Genomic DNA, 13,534 nt, shown 5'->3' on the forward strand with positions numbered 1-13,534 from the left:
CCCTCCTCCGGTTCAGGTGATGAGAAGGCAGGACGCCCATCGAGGGTCGGCGCCGGTTGCCAGGGTGTGCACGGTCGCGGCTACTCCGGCACTGCCCTCGATCAACCCCACCCGGTTCTCAGCGTCCAAGCCGGACAGAGCGTGCAACAGCTTCTCCACCAACGGCGCCAACAGGTGCGCCAGGTCCGGTGAACGTGAGTCCGCGGCGGCACACCAAAGCGTCATGAGCACCCCGGACCAGCCGTGACACAAGCCCGTATCGGTGAACCGATCCAGCTGTCCGGAATCGCCAAGGCACGCCAGTAGCGCGTTCTCGGCCGCCTCCTGGCGCTGGACATCCTCCAGCACAAGGGCGCCAAGCTGGAGCGCGCGTGCGATCCCGGGAGTTCCGTAGCACCAGGACGGACGCAACGGTCCCCGGCTGCGCACTTCACCTTGGCGTAGCTCGCTCAGGGTGAGGCGCTGGGGCCACCACGGCCCCTTGGGGGCCTCTTGGCGCCACTCTTCCAGCCAGGCCGTGATCGCGCCGATCGCTTCTTGCTGACCCCGCACACGGACCCCGGCCCTGTAGGCGAGCGCGAGCAACGACAAAGGTCCAGCGATCCCGTGGGCGGCGCCCAGATCCATGTGGCCGCCGGTGAACTCTGCCGCCCTACCTGCGAGCACATCACGGGTCCACCAGCCGGGCACCCGTATACCGCTGAAGGTGTACTCCGAACGGGCCAGGCGGACCGCGTAGCTGAGCACTTCGCGCAGGAGCGGATCGGCCGGGTCGCGGTGCAGGAGATAGGACCCCAGCCCCGACAGGCCCAGCACAACGTCGTACTCCCTGCGGGCCGGGCACCGATCGTTGTCGATGCGCCGGGCTGCGGCCCTCAGCTGGGTATGCACCAACCGGTCGACCACCTGGTCCACCTGGACCAGGGCACCCGCGTACCTGTCGGGTGCGCCGTGGCGGAGGGCGAACGCGACCGCGCCCACCCCGTACCACAGGCCCGCTCCGCCTCCGGCAGCGAGTCCGTCCTCGGTAGCCGTACGCAACCACAGGTGCGCCCGCTCCACGTCGCCCCGCAGGGCATGCAGGAGTGCGACCCCGGCGGCGCCTTTGGACAGCGACTGCGCGTGCCATCGGGCACTGCGGGGGCCGCGGTCACCGGGTAGAGGGGCGGGCCGATCCAGAGTTCGGGCTAACCGGTCGCCCGCCTCAGCGGCGCGACAGCGCAACCCGGCTGGGAGGAGAGCTGTCGTGCTCATCGTGTCCCCCCGCGGGCCCGCCAGGACAGGGCGACAGCGCGTGCCATCCGTGTGATGAGCTCCTCGCCGGGTGGGTCGATACCGACGGCCCGGTTGTGGTGCATGTGCAGCAGCGACCCCGAGACCCGTTGCGGAGAAGGGTCAGAAGCGTGCCGGTTGAGCACGCGGGCATAGTGCGCGCAGGCTTCTTCTCGAGACCGCCATGCCTTCACCACCTCCACCCCGTAGCTGTGTTGTTCGAGCTCCTGGGAGCTCAGGTCTGCCAGGTGCACGGCTTGTCGAGCTGCGGCTCGGGGCAGGGAGGGGCCCGATCGCGGACGGTTGAGCAACCAGGCCGCCCCCTCATCGGGGCAAAGGGCCATCGCCATGGTCAGGCGCACCATGCTGGCGGCCGTGAGCGCCTGGCGGTCGAGGGAGCTCTCTGCCCCGTCCACCAGGCGCAGCTGCGCCTGGACGGCCGCCGAGTCGTCCGCGAACACTTTCTCGGCTGCCTCCATCGCCGCACCGTTGCCGTACCGGGCGACCTCGGGCCGGTAGGTCTCCAAGGACATCGCGTCGATGAGCCCTGCCCGCCGGAGGACTCGTGCCCAGCTGTTCAGGGCGGGAAGCGCCAGCCCGTGCTCGGCCTGGTGGAGCCGCAGGCGAAGGTGGGGTCGGGGGTGCCGGTAGCGCACGAACCACCATTGGGGCTCGCCCAGTTCTGCCAGTACGTCCGGGAGGTGGCGGATCAGGATCGCGTCGACGTGTGCGGGATCCCCCACGAGGTGAACGGTGAGCACCCCCTGCCCGGGAAGGTCGCCGTGCTCTTGCGAGAGCTGGAGCATCGGGCCTTCACCGGCCAGCACCCGAGGTGCCGGTACAGGGGGTTCGGTGCTCACCACCGGTGCCACGATCTCGTGAACACGGCCCCCGGTCCACCCGTACGCGTCTGGTGCGGGGGCTTCAGAGATCACGACTGCGTGGCCGCTCCCGTGCTCGCGGTGCAGATAGTCGCGCAGTACCGCACGGTCCATCGGTGCCTGTAAGTGCAGACGCAGCTGCTGGTCGGAGTAGCCGACACTGATCCATTCCGGCCAGTGCAGCCGCTTGCTCAGCAGAACCAGGCTCCTGTCCCACGTCGATCGGTCGGCTGTGGCCGAAGGTAGAGCCTGGGGCGTGATCCGCCAGCGCGCCGGGGCCAGGATGCTGCGCCCGTAACGCACACGGGGCAGGAACGGCAACTCGGACGCGGCAGGGCCCCACGCCCACGGTGAGACCACCGTGCTTCCTGAACGCGCGATCTCCCAGAGCAGCCGCACCAGGGGCGGCCAGGACAGGCGGGCCGCGGCATGAGTCAGGGCAGGTTCGACCACACACCGTCGTGACAGCGACAGCAGGAACAGCCGCCCGTCCTGCGCCGTCACGGCTAGGTCGTCCAGGTGCACCGTCGCGTCGGGGTGGTGTTCGGCCACGCTGAGCACCTCGGTCAGCAGCCGGGTGGTACGGGTGACATTCTCCAAATGCAGGTGCCGGGGCGAGAACGAGAGCTGGGTGACCAAGGCACCCTCAGCCGATGTGGGCAGGCCCCGGTACTGATCCGCAAAAGCCTGCTGCGCCTTCGACCCGAGCACATCCGCGAACCGGCCGGTGAGGGCCATACCGCTGCGGCTCACGCCCTGCACGGACAGGGAGAACTCTCCGTCGGAGATAGCTTGTGGGGTACGGGCATGTACTTGTACGCACATCTCCATATGGGGAGCCGGGTGAGCAGTGCCTACGCCCTCTCCGACGAGGGCTGCCAGCATCGACTCGCCCAACACGACTTCCCGTGCCCCGTCCAGGGCCGCCTGCTGAGCCCAGGACAACAGGGTCCGGTCGCGTGGAGTCAGAAGGTGCTGCCCCGCGTCGTGCGTGTAGTGGGCCGGGAAACCGAGCCCGCGGGTCGGGTCGACCACGTCCGAGAGGGCGACCACCGAACCCGATCCGTAACGGTCCACGAACTGGTCATGGAACGCGCGGATGCGCGCATCGCCGCCCGGATGGGGCGCGACGCGAGATAGCACCGATGCCGCCGAAGCCACCTCCTCAGCCACCCCGGCAGGGAGTTGCGCGCCTGCGGTACTCGTCACCGCCATGAGCGGCTGCTCCACCGCCTCGCTCACCTCAAGCATGCGACGACGCGTGCGCTGAGGGGTATCACCCGAGTTCAGCAGGGCCTGGACCCGTTCCATCTCAGCCACCAGCGTGCAGGTCTCCGCCCCGATCCCGCGTTCGCTAAGCACCTTCAGGATGTGGGCGAGCCCGTTGGTGCAGGTGGCCGGCGGACGTAGCTCCGAGATCAGTACACCGCACTCCAATAGCCGCTTGACCACGTCTTCCCACGCCCGCCTGGTGTGACCGGGGAAGCGCCGTTGCAGGGAGTCCACCAGCCTGCCGCCCAGGACCGGAGTCTTCTGAGCCAGCTCCACAACCGACTCGACAATCCGGGTTCTTCCGATCGAGACCGCAGAAGAGCGCAACACAGTGGGTGACAAGGAAGGCTGAGCAGCGACCACCACCCGCTCCCCCTGAAGCGTCAATGCACTGTTGGCGACCATCAGCAAATCGTTCCGGACCTGCGAGTCTGACTCCAAACGGGTGACTACCGCAGCTACCCACCCGGTGTCGGCTCTCAGCTGCAGCGCGGGCTCAGCGCAGGCAACTGCCGCTGGGGCACCCAACTGCAGAGGACCCACGCCCACAAAAGCTCCGAAAGGAGTTGCGCGCCGCAATCTCAGCAGATAGCGGGCCAGGGATAGAGTGATGCGTTGAACTCGGGAGTCATTCGTTCCCCCGGCGCTTAGTTGCTTGGCCAGCCCAGGGCTGGCCAAAGAAACCGCACCTCTGAAATCTTCATTCTTCCATAGGCGCTCGACCCATGACCAGAGGGCTTCATCCGTGTTCTCCTGAGGCCATTCAGGCGCATCGGGATATGCGCAGGAAAGTGACCGGAATAGACCCAGGGGGAGTGTGCTGTAATGAGGTTCGGGCTGTAGCACGCAATTCCTCTCACCCGATCGGCCGTGCTGACCCGGTGGTGGGTGAACTCCACCGGGTCAGGCTGGTGTGCTAGGTCAGCAGTCCCCGTTCTTCTGCGTGTCGCAGCCGTTGTCGGTACTGCACAGAAGCGCTTCGGTGGCCGCCCCGGTCTCCACAATGGAGATGTCCAGGCTCAACTCAGCCGACGGCTCGGCAGTAGTGGTCAACCCACTGGAGGACGGCGTGTTGGTGTGGTCGGTACTGGCGGTTGCGGTCGATGCAGGCATCAGGTCCATAGCTCCTAGTGAGTGCTGTGGTGAAGGTCCAAAACATTTGCGTTATCGGACCGGATGGGATGTGACGTGTCAGCGTCCGCGCCTTATGAAGGGCGCCGTACCCTGGTGGGATATTGGCTTCTCTTGTAATTGATCAACCCTTCCTTTGGTCTGCCACGAGAACGCTAATCGAGCACCGGCGCTCTTGCAAGACGCTAGAGATAATCCGCAAGGTCAACGGGCTTGGATTTAGGTATAAGAAGCAAAGCCATCCACTCGGTTGTGAATTGCTGCAGGTGGTCGGCAGATTGATTTTCTGTGGCGGGGCGCGCGGTTTCCGTGAAGTCTAAGGGCAACCTTCATGTGCCTCCTCCCGACGCGTTCTCTTCCGGAATCGGCGTGTTATGGATGTGATGGGTGATAGTGGAGTGAGACGCTGAACCCCATTGACCGTCGATCTCGGCCGGCAGGGAGCCGACAGTGAGAAGTGCACAGCACCCCTGGACAGCGTTCAGCCCCGGACAGAAGCGAGGGAAGCCGCAAGCTCTCGGACCTCGCGTTCGAGTGCAGGCACTTTCAGAACCCCGGCGGCCCCGGCGGCTTCCTCCAGCTCCTGCTGAGCCTGGTCCTGTTGTCCCGCTCCGGCGAGGGAGCGGGCCAGGGACATGGTGTTGCGCACCACCTGGTAGCGGTCACCGCGGTCGGCGAACCAAGCGCGGGAGCTCGTCAGGTAGTGGATGGCTTTGGTGAAGTTGCGGGCGGCCAGTGCGGTCTCGCCGAGGCGACGCTGGATCAGCCAGATCCCCCGGTCGCGCCCGAGCTCGGTGAACAGGCGCAGGGCCCTCAGGAAACGGGCCTCAGCCAGTCCGAGGTCGCCCTCGCGCAGAGCGAGCAGGCCCAGCGACTCCGAGAGGGAGGCCCGCCCCAACGTGTGGTCGGCCTTCAGCCACAGCTGCTCGGCTCGGACGAACTCGGCTTCGGCCTCGTCCAAGCGCCCTTCCCACTGGTAGCAGGACCCCAGCCCGGAGAGCATGCGCGCCATGGGCGCCGGTCCGCAGTGCGCTGCCGACCGCAGTCCGAGCTTGTGGGAGATGCGCCAGGTCTCGAAGTCCTGAGCGCCTCGCAGATGGGGCAGGAGGGCCTCGCACAGTTGCCAGCACTCGGTGTGGAGCCCGCTGACGTGAGCGGTGCGTACCACGGCGCGGTGCAGGTCAGCGGTGGAGGTCAGCCACTCCAAGGCGTCGTCGTAGCCGGAGAACAGGTCCAGGTCGATCTGGTCTTCGGCGGTCAGTAGCCACCGGTCGGGGTTCAGGTGCCGTCCGGCTGACCTGGCCAGTGCGCCGTGCAGAGCGACATGGTCGTGTGCGGCGGCGCGGGCTGCGCAGCGGCTGACGGTCATGGTCATGAGGGAACTCCCATGCGGTGGGGGCGGGCCAGGCGCGGGTTCTGATTGATCAGGGTTCTGATGAGCAGGGCGAGCGGACGCAGCTCCTCGGACGGGTCGTCGTCGCTCTGGGTCTGGAGATCAGGGTGGTGGCGGGTCTGGGCGGCGGTGAGGGCGTGCACGGCCACTGGTGGTTCGCGGACCATGCCCCAGTGCTGTTCGATGTAGTCGGTACAGGTACGCGGCGCCTGCCTCGGTGGCCTGTCGTGGAGACTGGGGCGGGTCCAGGCATCGAAATCTTTGCTGGGGCGGCGCTTGGGTAGGCCGGTGCGGGGCGTCACAGCAGCCTCCTGGTGCGGTCGCGGAACGAAGCCGGGCCCGTCGCGGACTTGTGGCTGCTGAGCAGGCCCAGGAGATCGACGACGGCGTGCGCCAAAGGTGCGTCTTGCACGCGCACTACCTGCTTGAGGGCGCCGAGCTGGGTGTAGACGTGTACGTCCGTCACTCCGCTGTCGTGCGCGGTCAGGTCCGGTAGGGGGCCGCCGTGTTCCAGGTAGCCCAGGGTCGAGGAGGGGCGCACAGCGACCTGGTGTCCCGATGCCGTCCGCAGGTCCATCTCCGCGAGCAGGAACTGCCCGAACTGACCGAGCCGGTCGGGGGTGATCCACAGGGTGTGCAGCATCCGACCGCAGGCGGTCGCGGTCGTCCACTCCTCGGCCCGCTGTCGGAAGAAGCGGTGGGCCAGGCGTTCGTCTCCGCCCCGGTACCAGGCCGCCCATGCCGGGTCGGCGCCGCCGGTGGGCGGCATCCTCTCCCGCCGTACCAATGTCCAACTCCGGCCCTTGGAGGGTTCGGGTACGTCCCAGGTGTGCTCGGCGAGGTTCTGCCCGGCTTCGGCCGCGCGCTGGCGGACCAGGTCGAACAGCGTCAGCGGCCGACGAGAACAGCGCCGGGCATAGGAGAGCACGCTCGCTGTCTCCAAGCGGTTCCACTCGGTGCGGCGCAGGCGGCCTTGGTCGACCTGGGTGCTCAGCTCCCTGCCGCGAAGGCCGGTCAGCACACGCGCATCGTCGTCGTGCACGGAAGAGGCGGCGTGGAGAAGCGTCTTGGTGCGCTGAGACAGGGCGGCAAGGTCATAGGTGGTGGGTGTGGAGGGCACTCCCAGACCTCGATTCTCACTGTGAGGGGTGCGGCGGTGGGTGGTGGCCCTGTGGGGTCGACGGGTAGATACCGACCCCACAGGGCAGGTGCGCCGGGGGAAGCCCTCCACAGAGGCAAGGGGACGGACGCGTCCCCGGGGCACCGGTCATGGGTTGGAGCAGGCGCATCCTCGGGGGTGGCACGGGGTGTGTTCGGCGAGGAGGTCTAGGAGAGCGAGGTCGCTCGGCCGGACCGGGCTGTGTGCGTCGCCGAGGACTATGAACCCGGCCGGGGTGCCGGGGAGTGCGAGGACCCACTGCAGTCGGCCGACGGCCGGGGTGTCCAGGTGTAGGGCGGCCGAGAACAGCCGGTCGCCTCGGCCGACGGGGTACCCGTGATCCCACTCTCGAGCGGCGTACAGGCATGCTCGGACCGACCAGGTGTACGGGCCGGGTTCAGGGGTGAATCCGCTGGAGGTCAGAACGGTCACCATGTCGGTCAGGGCATGCTTCGCTCCTGGGTCACCGTCCGGTGGCGGGGTCACAGCGGTAGGGGTGATGGACAGGGGGCAGGCGATCTCAGCCCACACTCCCGGCCCTTCGTCGGAGGGCAGCGTCCCCCAGTGGGAGCAGACTGCGTTCACGAGGGCGAGGCCGCGGCCGTGTTCGGCGTCGGCCGGTGCCGGGCTGAGCGTGGGCCTGGTTGTGGCTCCCTGGTCGTGGACCTCGATGCGGATCGCGGCGGCGGTAACCGTCACGTGTACAGCAACGGTGGTGGACGCGGTGTGCGCGACCGCGTTGGTGACCAGCTCGGAAACGACGAGATCGGTGTTGAGCGGCTCGGGGACCGCCCAGTCGGCAAGGGTCGCGCAGAGCCAGCGGCGGGCGTCGCGGGGGGCGTACTCATCGGCGGAGCACTTCTTGCTGGCTGTGAACGGTTTGGTGAGGGTTGCGGTCACCGCGCGCACCTCCAGCCGGTCTCAGCGCCGATGAGCCGCACCTGAAGGGTCGGCGTATCCGGGGCATACACAGCCCCTGCCAGGCCGATCTCGACCTCAGTGGGCGTAGGCGGAACCCGAAGGTTCGCCGCCCACCGCCGCGCCGGGATCGCCTCGGGGTTGTGCCGAATAGCCCGCGTAGTGTGCTTTTCCGTGGTTCGCGGGAGCAGTACCCGCCCTGTCGCGGAGGCGGTCCGGCCGGTAGCCTTTGTCATGTTCTCACCTCGGGTGGTAGTCCAGGTGAGGCACCAGCCCCGGAAGCCGCTCTCTCAACTTCGGCCTCCGGGGCTTTCGTGTGCCCTGGGATTCCCGCCCCCTTCTGACAGGGGCGGGTCGACGTGTGCACCCATCCGTACTTTCTGGATCGGGATGGACACGCTGAGGTGTCCGAGAATGACTCTTCCACCGGCGCTACAGGCTGGTCTATGGTCATCGCGTAAGTCGGTTGTGTTCGTATGGTCGGCGATTTGATCTGATAATGCGGCGATATTGGCGGTGAGGCGTGGGCTTGGTCGATCCAGCACGAGAGCGTTTCGGTAAGCTGATGAAGAAGTACAGGCTCCGATCAGGCCTGACTCAGCAAGACCTCGCGAAAGCGGCGGTGATCGCCCAGAGCACAGTGAGTGATTTAGAAGGAGGCAAGAAAGGGACACGTCGCGACCAAGTGGTACGTATCGACAAGGCCCTTATCGCTCACGACGCACTTACGGATGCGTGGGATGCGGCGTTCTCGCCGACAGGGATGACTGGCTACTTCCGTGAGGTCGCCGAAGCGGAGCAGACGGCGGTTGAAATCCGCCAGTACGCTTTGGGGCTTGTGCCGGGGTTGGTTCAAGTCGAGGCTTATGCGCGCGCTGTCAGCGTGCTCGCGGCCCCCCACGAGCCACCGGGCACCATCGACCAGATCGTTCGTGCACGGATGCACAGGCGCGGAATCCTGGATCGTGAGCATCCGCCTCTCGTCACAGTGCTGCTGGACGAGTCAGTGCTACTCAGGAGGTTTCGGGATACTTCTGTGATGCAGGCCCAGGTCGACTACCTCCTTGAACTGTCGTATCGCCCCCGGATCACGGTCCAGGTGATACCGATGCACACGGAGGAACATGCTGGTCTGGGCGGATCCTTTAAGCTGATTAACGTGCCCGACAGCGGCGATTTCGTCTATGTCGAGGGCCACGAGGCAGGCATATCCCTCAAGGAGCCTGAGGTCGTGGGGAGCTATGACCGGATCTTCGCGGAGCTTAGAGGTGCTGCGCTGCCGGTCCCGGCGTCACGATCTCGGATGGAAGAGATTCGAGGCAGCACCACATGATCAGCGACAGTTGGCAGAAGTCCAGCTACAGCAACGGCCGGGGCGGCGACTGTGTAGAGGCGCGCGGCGATATGGGAGCCTCCCGTGTGCTGGTGCGCGATACGCAGCACCGAGAGTTGGGCCACCTTGAAGTGCCGACCACGGAGTGGGCGACGTTGCTCGCTACTGCGGCGCGCGTCTAACGATTCCGCCTTGAAGCAAACTGGACCCCACCAGTAGAGATGGTGGGGTCCAAGCCTGTGCTCAGCTGTGTCAGGTTCATCGCACAGTAGATCTAGAACCAGAGTCCCGCGAGCCGGGCGTACTTGCCCGATGGCCGCTCACGCCTTGATGGCTACCTGGTCGGCCCGCCTCCTTACCCGGCCGCTCAGACTCTGTTGTGCCGCGACGTCGGCAGGGCTGTGACCCGCACCGGCCAGCTGGGCGCCAAGGTGGATAGGGCGATCACCTTGGATCCCGCCTCGGGTGTGTCCCAAGCAAAATCCCCCGTGTTGCTTCTTATGAGTCGCCCCATGGGTGGATCCGCGTGACTCACTTGGCCGGGTCGGCCCATGTCCCTGTTGTCTTCGCAGCTAGGGGCGTCGTTCAGGCCACCCTCTCCTATGGGCTGCGCGCACGTCCCGGGCCCCGGGGAAGAATATTTTACTCTCCCTTGGTATGCCGGAGTCGTTCCTGAGTCAGGTTTGAGCGGGCTCTGAGCCAGTGCTGAGCAACCCCTGAGAGCGCCGTGTCTTTACGTGGTGGTGCCGGATCCCGATGGCACTCCCAGGGGAAGACATGAACTCGTCGCTGTTTTCTGAGATCGAATCCCACTTCGCCGCAATCGCGCCCACACACCTAACCCTGAGCGGGCAGTACGTGCACCCGCAGCTCGAGAAACGCACCTACTCGCTCTACGAGCTCCGCGACGTCCTGCTGGCCGGGGCGACTACGAACCGTGTCCGTGACGCGGTCTGGCGCCACACCATCCGCGCGGCCCGCCACTCCCAGGACTGGTTGGTCGGAGCCCTGGGCCTGGCCGTGCCCATGCTCCGCTCCGCCGTGCGCCACGCCAGCCGCGGTCTGGACAGGGCCGATGTCGCCGACCTCGAAGCCGAGGTCGTGGCGGCCGCGATCCGCCAGGTGCGCACCGTCAACGCAGACCACGCCGGTCAGGGCTACTTCCTGCTCTGCCGCGTGCGCCGAGCGGCACTGGGCGAGCGCAAAAGGGCCCTGGCCGCTGCCGCTCACCAGGCGCGAAGCAGGGCGCAGGAGGAGGCCGACTTCGAAGCAGAGCCCGGTGCAGCCCGCTCGTGCGAGCCGGTCCTGGACGCCGCCGTGCGGGCCGGGACCCTGACGGAATCTGAGGCTGAGCTGATCGCCCGCACCCGCCTTGAAGGGGTCTCGCTGGTGGTGCTGTCCACCGAGACGGGCGTGGGCTACAAGACCCTGGCCAAGCGCCGCCAGCGTGCGGAGAAGCGACTGGCTGCGGCGCTGTGCCCGGTACCCGAGCACGATCGCGCAGGGGCCGTGGCGGCGACTTCGCCAATTTCGCCCGCGTATGCGCACCCCTCCGGTGAACCCGTCGGGCGCGCGACGTCGAATCCGCTCTGGCCGTTGGCTTCCTAACCAAGTGAGAGGGCCGGTAGGGCCACCTGCCCAGGAGGGGCCCACCGGTCTCCGAGGCGCGGGCACAGGAGTCGAGCGGGGTCGGGCCCTGAGGGGCTTGGCGGCGAAAGAAAGGGGATGCGGGTGCGCAGATTGTTCGTGGTGATGGCCCTCACCGTGCTTGCCACCGTGTGGTGCATGCTGACGGCTGACGACGCCTCGTGGGTGTGGGCGGACGGTACCGAGGGTGAGGTCCAAGGGCCACAGGAGCCCGCTGAGACCACGGCCCAGCCGCTGGTGGCCGTGGTGAACCGGATCTATCTCGTCATCATGGTGCTGGCTACCGCCCTCGGGACGCTCTTCCTCACCATCGCCGGTGTCCGGTGGCTGGTCGCGGGGGGAGAGCCCGGCGCCATCGACGGAGCCAAAAGGGCTTTGACGGGGGTGGCGATCGGCTACGGCATCGCGGTGCTTGCCACCGTGCTGATGGGGATCTTGGACTGGATCCTGGCCGCCGGTGAGACCGGTGGCGGCATATGAGCCCCGTGAACATGCCGGGCTGGATGCCAGCGGAGCCGCCCTCGGACGAGCCCTTGCCGCCGCCTTCCGATGACCCGCTCCCACCACCAGAAGAACCCGTGCCCCCACCGGAGCCGGAACCTGAAACCGACTCCCGTCCTGACGCCGAGCCTGCTCCGGAACCGGAGATCAGCGATGAGCCGCTCCCGTCTCCGGAGGACGAGCGCGAGGATGAGCCCCGAGGAGGGCGGCAGGACCCGACGGAGCTTTCAGAGGATCCGGTCGAGTTGGAGACCGACGACAAGGTCTTCGACTGCGGGATGGTCGACCCCGGGTGCCACATCAGCAATTGGTTCGCGGACTTCGTCGTCAGCGGGCTGAACCCCGCCTTGGGGTGGTTGGCCGAGAGGGCGTTTCGGACTCCGGTGCCGACCGGGGGGATGGAGGCCCTGCACGACGGCATCCTCACCACGAGCAACGTCCTCTACGTCCTGCTCATTACAGCGGGCGGGTTCATTGCCATGGGCTACCAGAGCGTCCAGACCCGGTACTCAGCCGCCGACATCCTGCCCCGGCTGGTCTTCGGAGCGGTGGCAGCCAACCTCTCACTGGTGGTGGCCACCGAGATGGTCAAGGCTTCCAACGGCATTGCCGCGGCGATCGGCCGGGAAGGCATCGATGCCCGGGAGGCTGCGGTCAATCTGCGTGACCGCATGGACGTCATCCTCGAGGAGGCGCTGGTCTTCACGATCCTGCTCCTGGTCGTGGCGGTCGTGCTGCTGGTGGTGTGGATGATCACCGAGGCGGTCCGCATCTGCATGGTCATCGTCTTGGTTATCGCCGCGCCCCTGCTGTTGATGTTTCACGCCCTGCCGCACACGAACAGGCTGGCGGAGCTGTGGTGGAAGTCCATGGTCGGCCTGTGCGCGATCCCGATCGCGCAGAGCATCGTCTTCATCGCCATGATGCGGCTGTTCTTCGAAGGCCAGCTGTCGATCATGGGCAACACCACCGCCTCTGGTGACGGGGCCGAACAGGAGCTGGCCCTGGACACGGGAGGCGAGCACACCGTTGCGCTGGCCAGCAGCACCCTGGCCGCACCCGCCACCGGCGACGTCAGCGAGGGCGGCTGGCTGATGAACCTGATGCTGCTCTTGGTGCTGCTCTACGTGCAGATCCGGATCAGCTCATGGGTGATGAAGCTGGTGTGGCAGCCCAACCCGGGCACGAGCCCGATCGCCGCGCTGTTGAAGAACCTCGCCTGGATGATGGCCTTCCGCTCCGTGGGAAGCATGCGCATGCCGGGTGTGCTGCGCAACGGTCTCGATCTCGGCCTGCGTAAACCTCAGGCCGGGTGGCCCAAGCGCGCTACGGGCCGACCTCTGCCCCGCTATACGCCAAAACCCGGTTCCGGCCTCCAACCGCTGCAACCCCAGGCCTGGTGGTACAGGCACCGCCACGATCCACCCGAACCGGCCGGGGCCCTGTCGGCAGGTGGGCCGCGTGCCCTTCCCGGCCCCGGAAGCTCGGGGCCCTGGCCCAGACCCGGACCGGACCCGGGCGTCCCGCCGGGCCTGCCAGCGCAGAAGGCGTTGCCCCCGGTGCCGCCACCGCGCCCCGGACCACCTGTACCTGCCCGCCGTGCTCTGGAGGAGGGACGCATGCCCGGATCGCCCAAGACGGGGCAGCAGACGCTGTTCCCGCGTCCGTCACCTCCAGCCACCCCAACGAGCGGGTCCAGCCCGGCCCCGCCGCAGCGCCGCTGGCGCCAAGGGGTGCTCCCGACACCGCCGCCGACACGGGTGCCCGGCCGCAAGGGAACCGAACGGCTCGGCTACACACCTCCGGAACCCCGCCCCTCGGCAAGGGTGACCTACGCGCCGCGTCTGCGCAGGCCTTCTCTACCCAGAACCCCGCCGTCAGCGCGGCCGAGGCACCTGCCGCAGATACCGGAGGTTCAGTGGGGCAAACCGCCGCACGTCAAAGGCCAACGGCCGCTCTTCCCGTCCCCGCGGCGGGTGTGGAAGCAGTACGGGCTCTTCCCACAACCGCGCCGCGACACCGACTAG

The 13,534-nt window shown here is 67.3% G+C and carries 12 protein-coding genes; 5 read left to right on the top strand and 7 right to left on the bottom strand.

The genetic code is table 11. The features are described from left to right. Positions 1 to 12: 12 nt before the first annotated feature. The 7 genes from ACYVD1_RS22035 to ACYVD1_RS22065 all read right to left on the bottom strand — a co-directional run bounded on the left by ACYVD1_RS22035 (position 13) and on the right by ACYVD1_RS22065 (position 8,008). On the bottom strand, positions 13 to 1,254 hold the full coding sequence (locus ACYVD1_RS22035) for a lanthionine synthetase C family protein (protein ID WP_460776000.1): 1,242 nt from the start codon (positions 1,252 to 1,254) through the stop codon (positions 13 to 15). Continuing rightward, positions 1,251 to 4,271: a lantibiotic dehydratase gene (locus tag ACYVD1_RS22040; RefSeq protein WP_460776002.1), complete on the bottom strand. Its 3,021-nt coding sequence runs from the start codon at positions 4,269 to 4,271 to the stop codon at positions 1,251 to 1,253. The genes ACYVD1_RS22035 and ACYVD1_RS22040 overlap by 4 nt, the downstream gene beginning before the upstream one ends. 75 nt (positions 4,272 to 4,346) lie before the next feature. Further along, positions 4,347 to 4,538, bottom strand: coding sequence for a hypothetical protein (locus ACYVD1_RS22045; RefSeq protein WP_460776004.1), 192 nt, complete (start codon positions 4,536 to 4,538; stop codon positions 4,347 to 4,349). A 499-nt stretch (positions 4,539 to 5,037) separates the two neighbouring features. Then, positions 5,038 to 5,931 carry a tetratricopeptide repeat protein gene (locus ACYVD1_RS22050; RefSeq protein ID WP_460776006.1) on the bottom strand — a complete coding sequence of 298 codons (894 nt, stop codon included), beginning with the start codon at positions 5,929 to 5,931 and terminating at the stop codon, positions 5,038 to 5,040. After that, the gene (locus ACYVD1_RS22055; protein ID WP_460776008.1) at positions 5,928 to 6,251 is read right to left on the bottom strand and encodes a hypothetical protein; all 324 of its coding nucleotides are present in this window, start codon (positions 6,249 to 6,251) and stop codon (positions 5,928 to 5,930) included. Before ACYVD1_RS22055 ends, ACYVD1_RS22050 begins: the two co-directional genes overlap by 4 nt. Beyond that, positions 6,248 to 7,069, bottom strand: a complete 822-nt coding sequence (locus ACYVD1_RS22060) for a hypothetical protein (protein ID WP_460776010.1) — start codon at positions 7,067 to 7,069, stop codon at positions 6,248 to 6,250. Before ACYVD1_RS22060 ends, ACYVD1_RS22055 begins: the two co-directional genes overlap by 4 nt. Positions 7,070 to 7,216: 147 nt before the next feature. Further along, positions 7,217 to 8,008, bottom strand: a complete 792-nt coding sequence (locus ACYVD1_RS22065; protein WP_460776012.1) for an ATP-binding protein — start codon at positions 8,006 to 8,008, stop codon at positions 7,217 to 7,219. A gap of 541 nt (positions 8,009 to 8,549) precedes the next feature. On the opposite strand from ACYVD1_RS22065, the gene ACYVD1_RS22070 reads away from it, so the two are divergent. The 5 genes from ACYVD1_RS22070 (at position 8,550) to ACYVD1_RS22090 (ending at position 13,534) form a co-directional block, all read left to right on the top strand. Then, positions 8,550 to 9,359: a helix-turn-helix domain-containing protein gene (locus ACYVD1_RS22070; RefSeq protein WP_460776016.1), complete on the top strand. Its 810-nt coding sequence runs from the start codon at positions 8,550 to 8,552 to the stop codon at positions 9,357 to 9,359. Beyond that, positions 9,356 to 9,541 carry a DUF397 domain-containing protein gene (locus ACYVD1_RS22075; protein ID WP_460776018.1) on the top strand — a complete coding sequence of 62 codons (186 nt, stop codon included), beginning with the start codon at positions 9,356 to 9,358 and terminating at the stop codon, positions 9,539 to 9,541. The genes ACYVD1_RS22070 and ACYVD1_RS22075 overlap by 4 nt, the downstream gene beginning before the upstream one ends. 595 nt (positions 9,542 to 10,136) lie before the next feature. Beyond that, a complete protein-coding gene (locus ACYVD1_RS22080) occupies positions 10,137 to 10,967 on the top strand; it encodes a sigma-70 RNA polymerase sigma factor region 4 domain-containing protein (RefSeq protein ID WP_460776021.1) in 831 nt (276 codons plus the stop codon). 117 nt (positions 10,968 to 11,084) lie between these two features. Beyond that, complete coding sequence (locus ACYVD1_RS22085; RefSeq protein WP_460776024.1) at positions 11,085 to 11,486, top strand: hypothetical protein; 402 nt, start codon at positions 11,085 to 11,087, stop codon at positions 11,484 to 11,486. 98 nt (positions 11,487 to 11,584) lie between these two features. Continuing rightward, positions 11,585 to 13,534, top strand: coding sequence for a hypothetical protein (locus ACYVD1_RS22090; RefSeq protein ID WP_460776027.1), 1,950 nt, complete (start codon positions 11,585 to 11,587; stop codon positions 13,532 to 13,534).

Source organism: Nocardiopsis nanhaiensis (assembly GCF_054778635.1).

Excerpts from the sequence above, each read along its gene's own strand:
- ACYVD1_RS22035 (WP_460776000.1), bottom strand. The coding sequence starts at position 1,254 with ATGAGCACGACAGCTCTCCTCCCAGCCGGGTTGCGCTGTCGCGCCGCT.
- ACYVD1_RS22045 (WP_460776004.1), bottom strand. The coding sequence starts at position 4,538 with ATGCCTGCATCGACCGCAACCGCCAGTACCGACCACACCAACACGCCG.
- ACYVD1_RS22050 (WP_460776006.1), bottom strand. The coding sequence starts at position 5,931 with ATGACCATGACCGTCAGCCGCTGCGCAGCCCGCGCCGCCGCACACGAC.
- ACYVD1_RS22075 (WP_460776018.1), top strand. The coding sequence starts at position 9,356 with ATGATCAGCGACAGTTGGCAGAAGTCCAGCTACAGCAACGGCCGGGGC.
- ACYVD1_RS22080 (WP_460776021.1), top strand. The coding sequence starts at position 10,137 with ATGAACTCGTCGCTGTTTTCTGAGATCGAATCCCACTTCGCCGCAATC.
- ACYVD1_RS22085 (WP_460776024.1), top strand. The coding sequence starts at position 11,085 with ATGCGGGTGCGCAGATTGTTCGTGGTGATGGCCCTCACCGTGCTTGCC.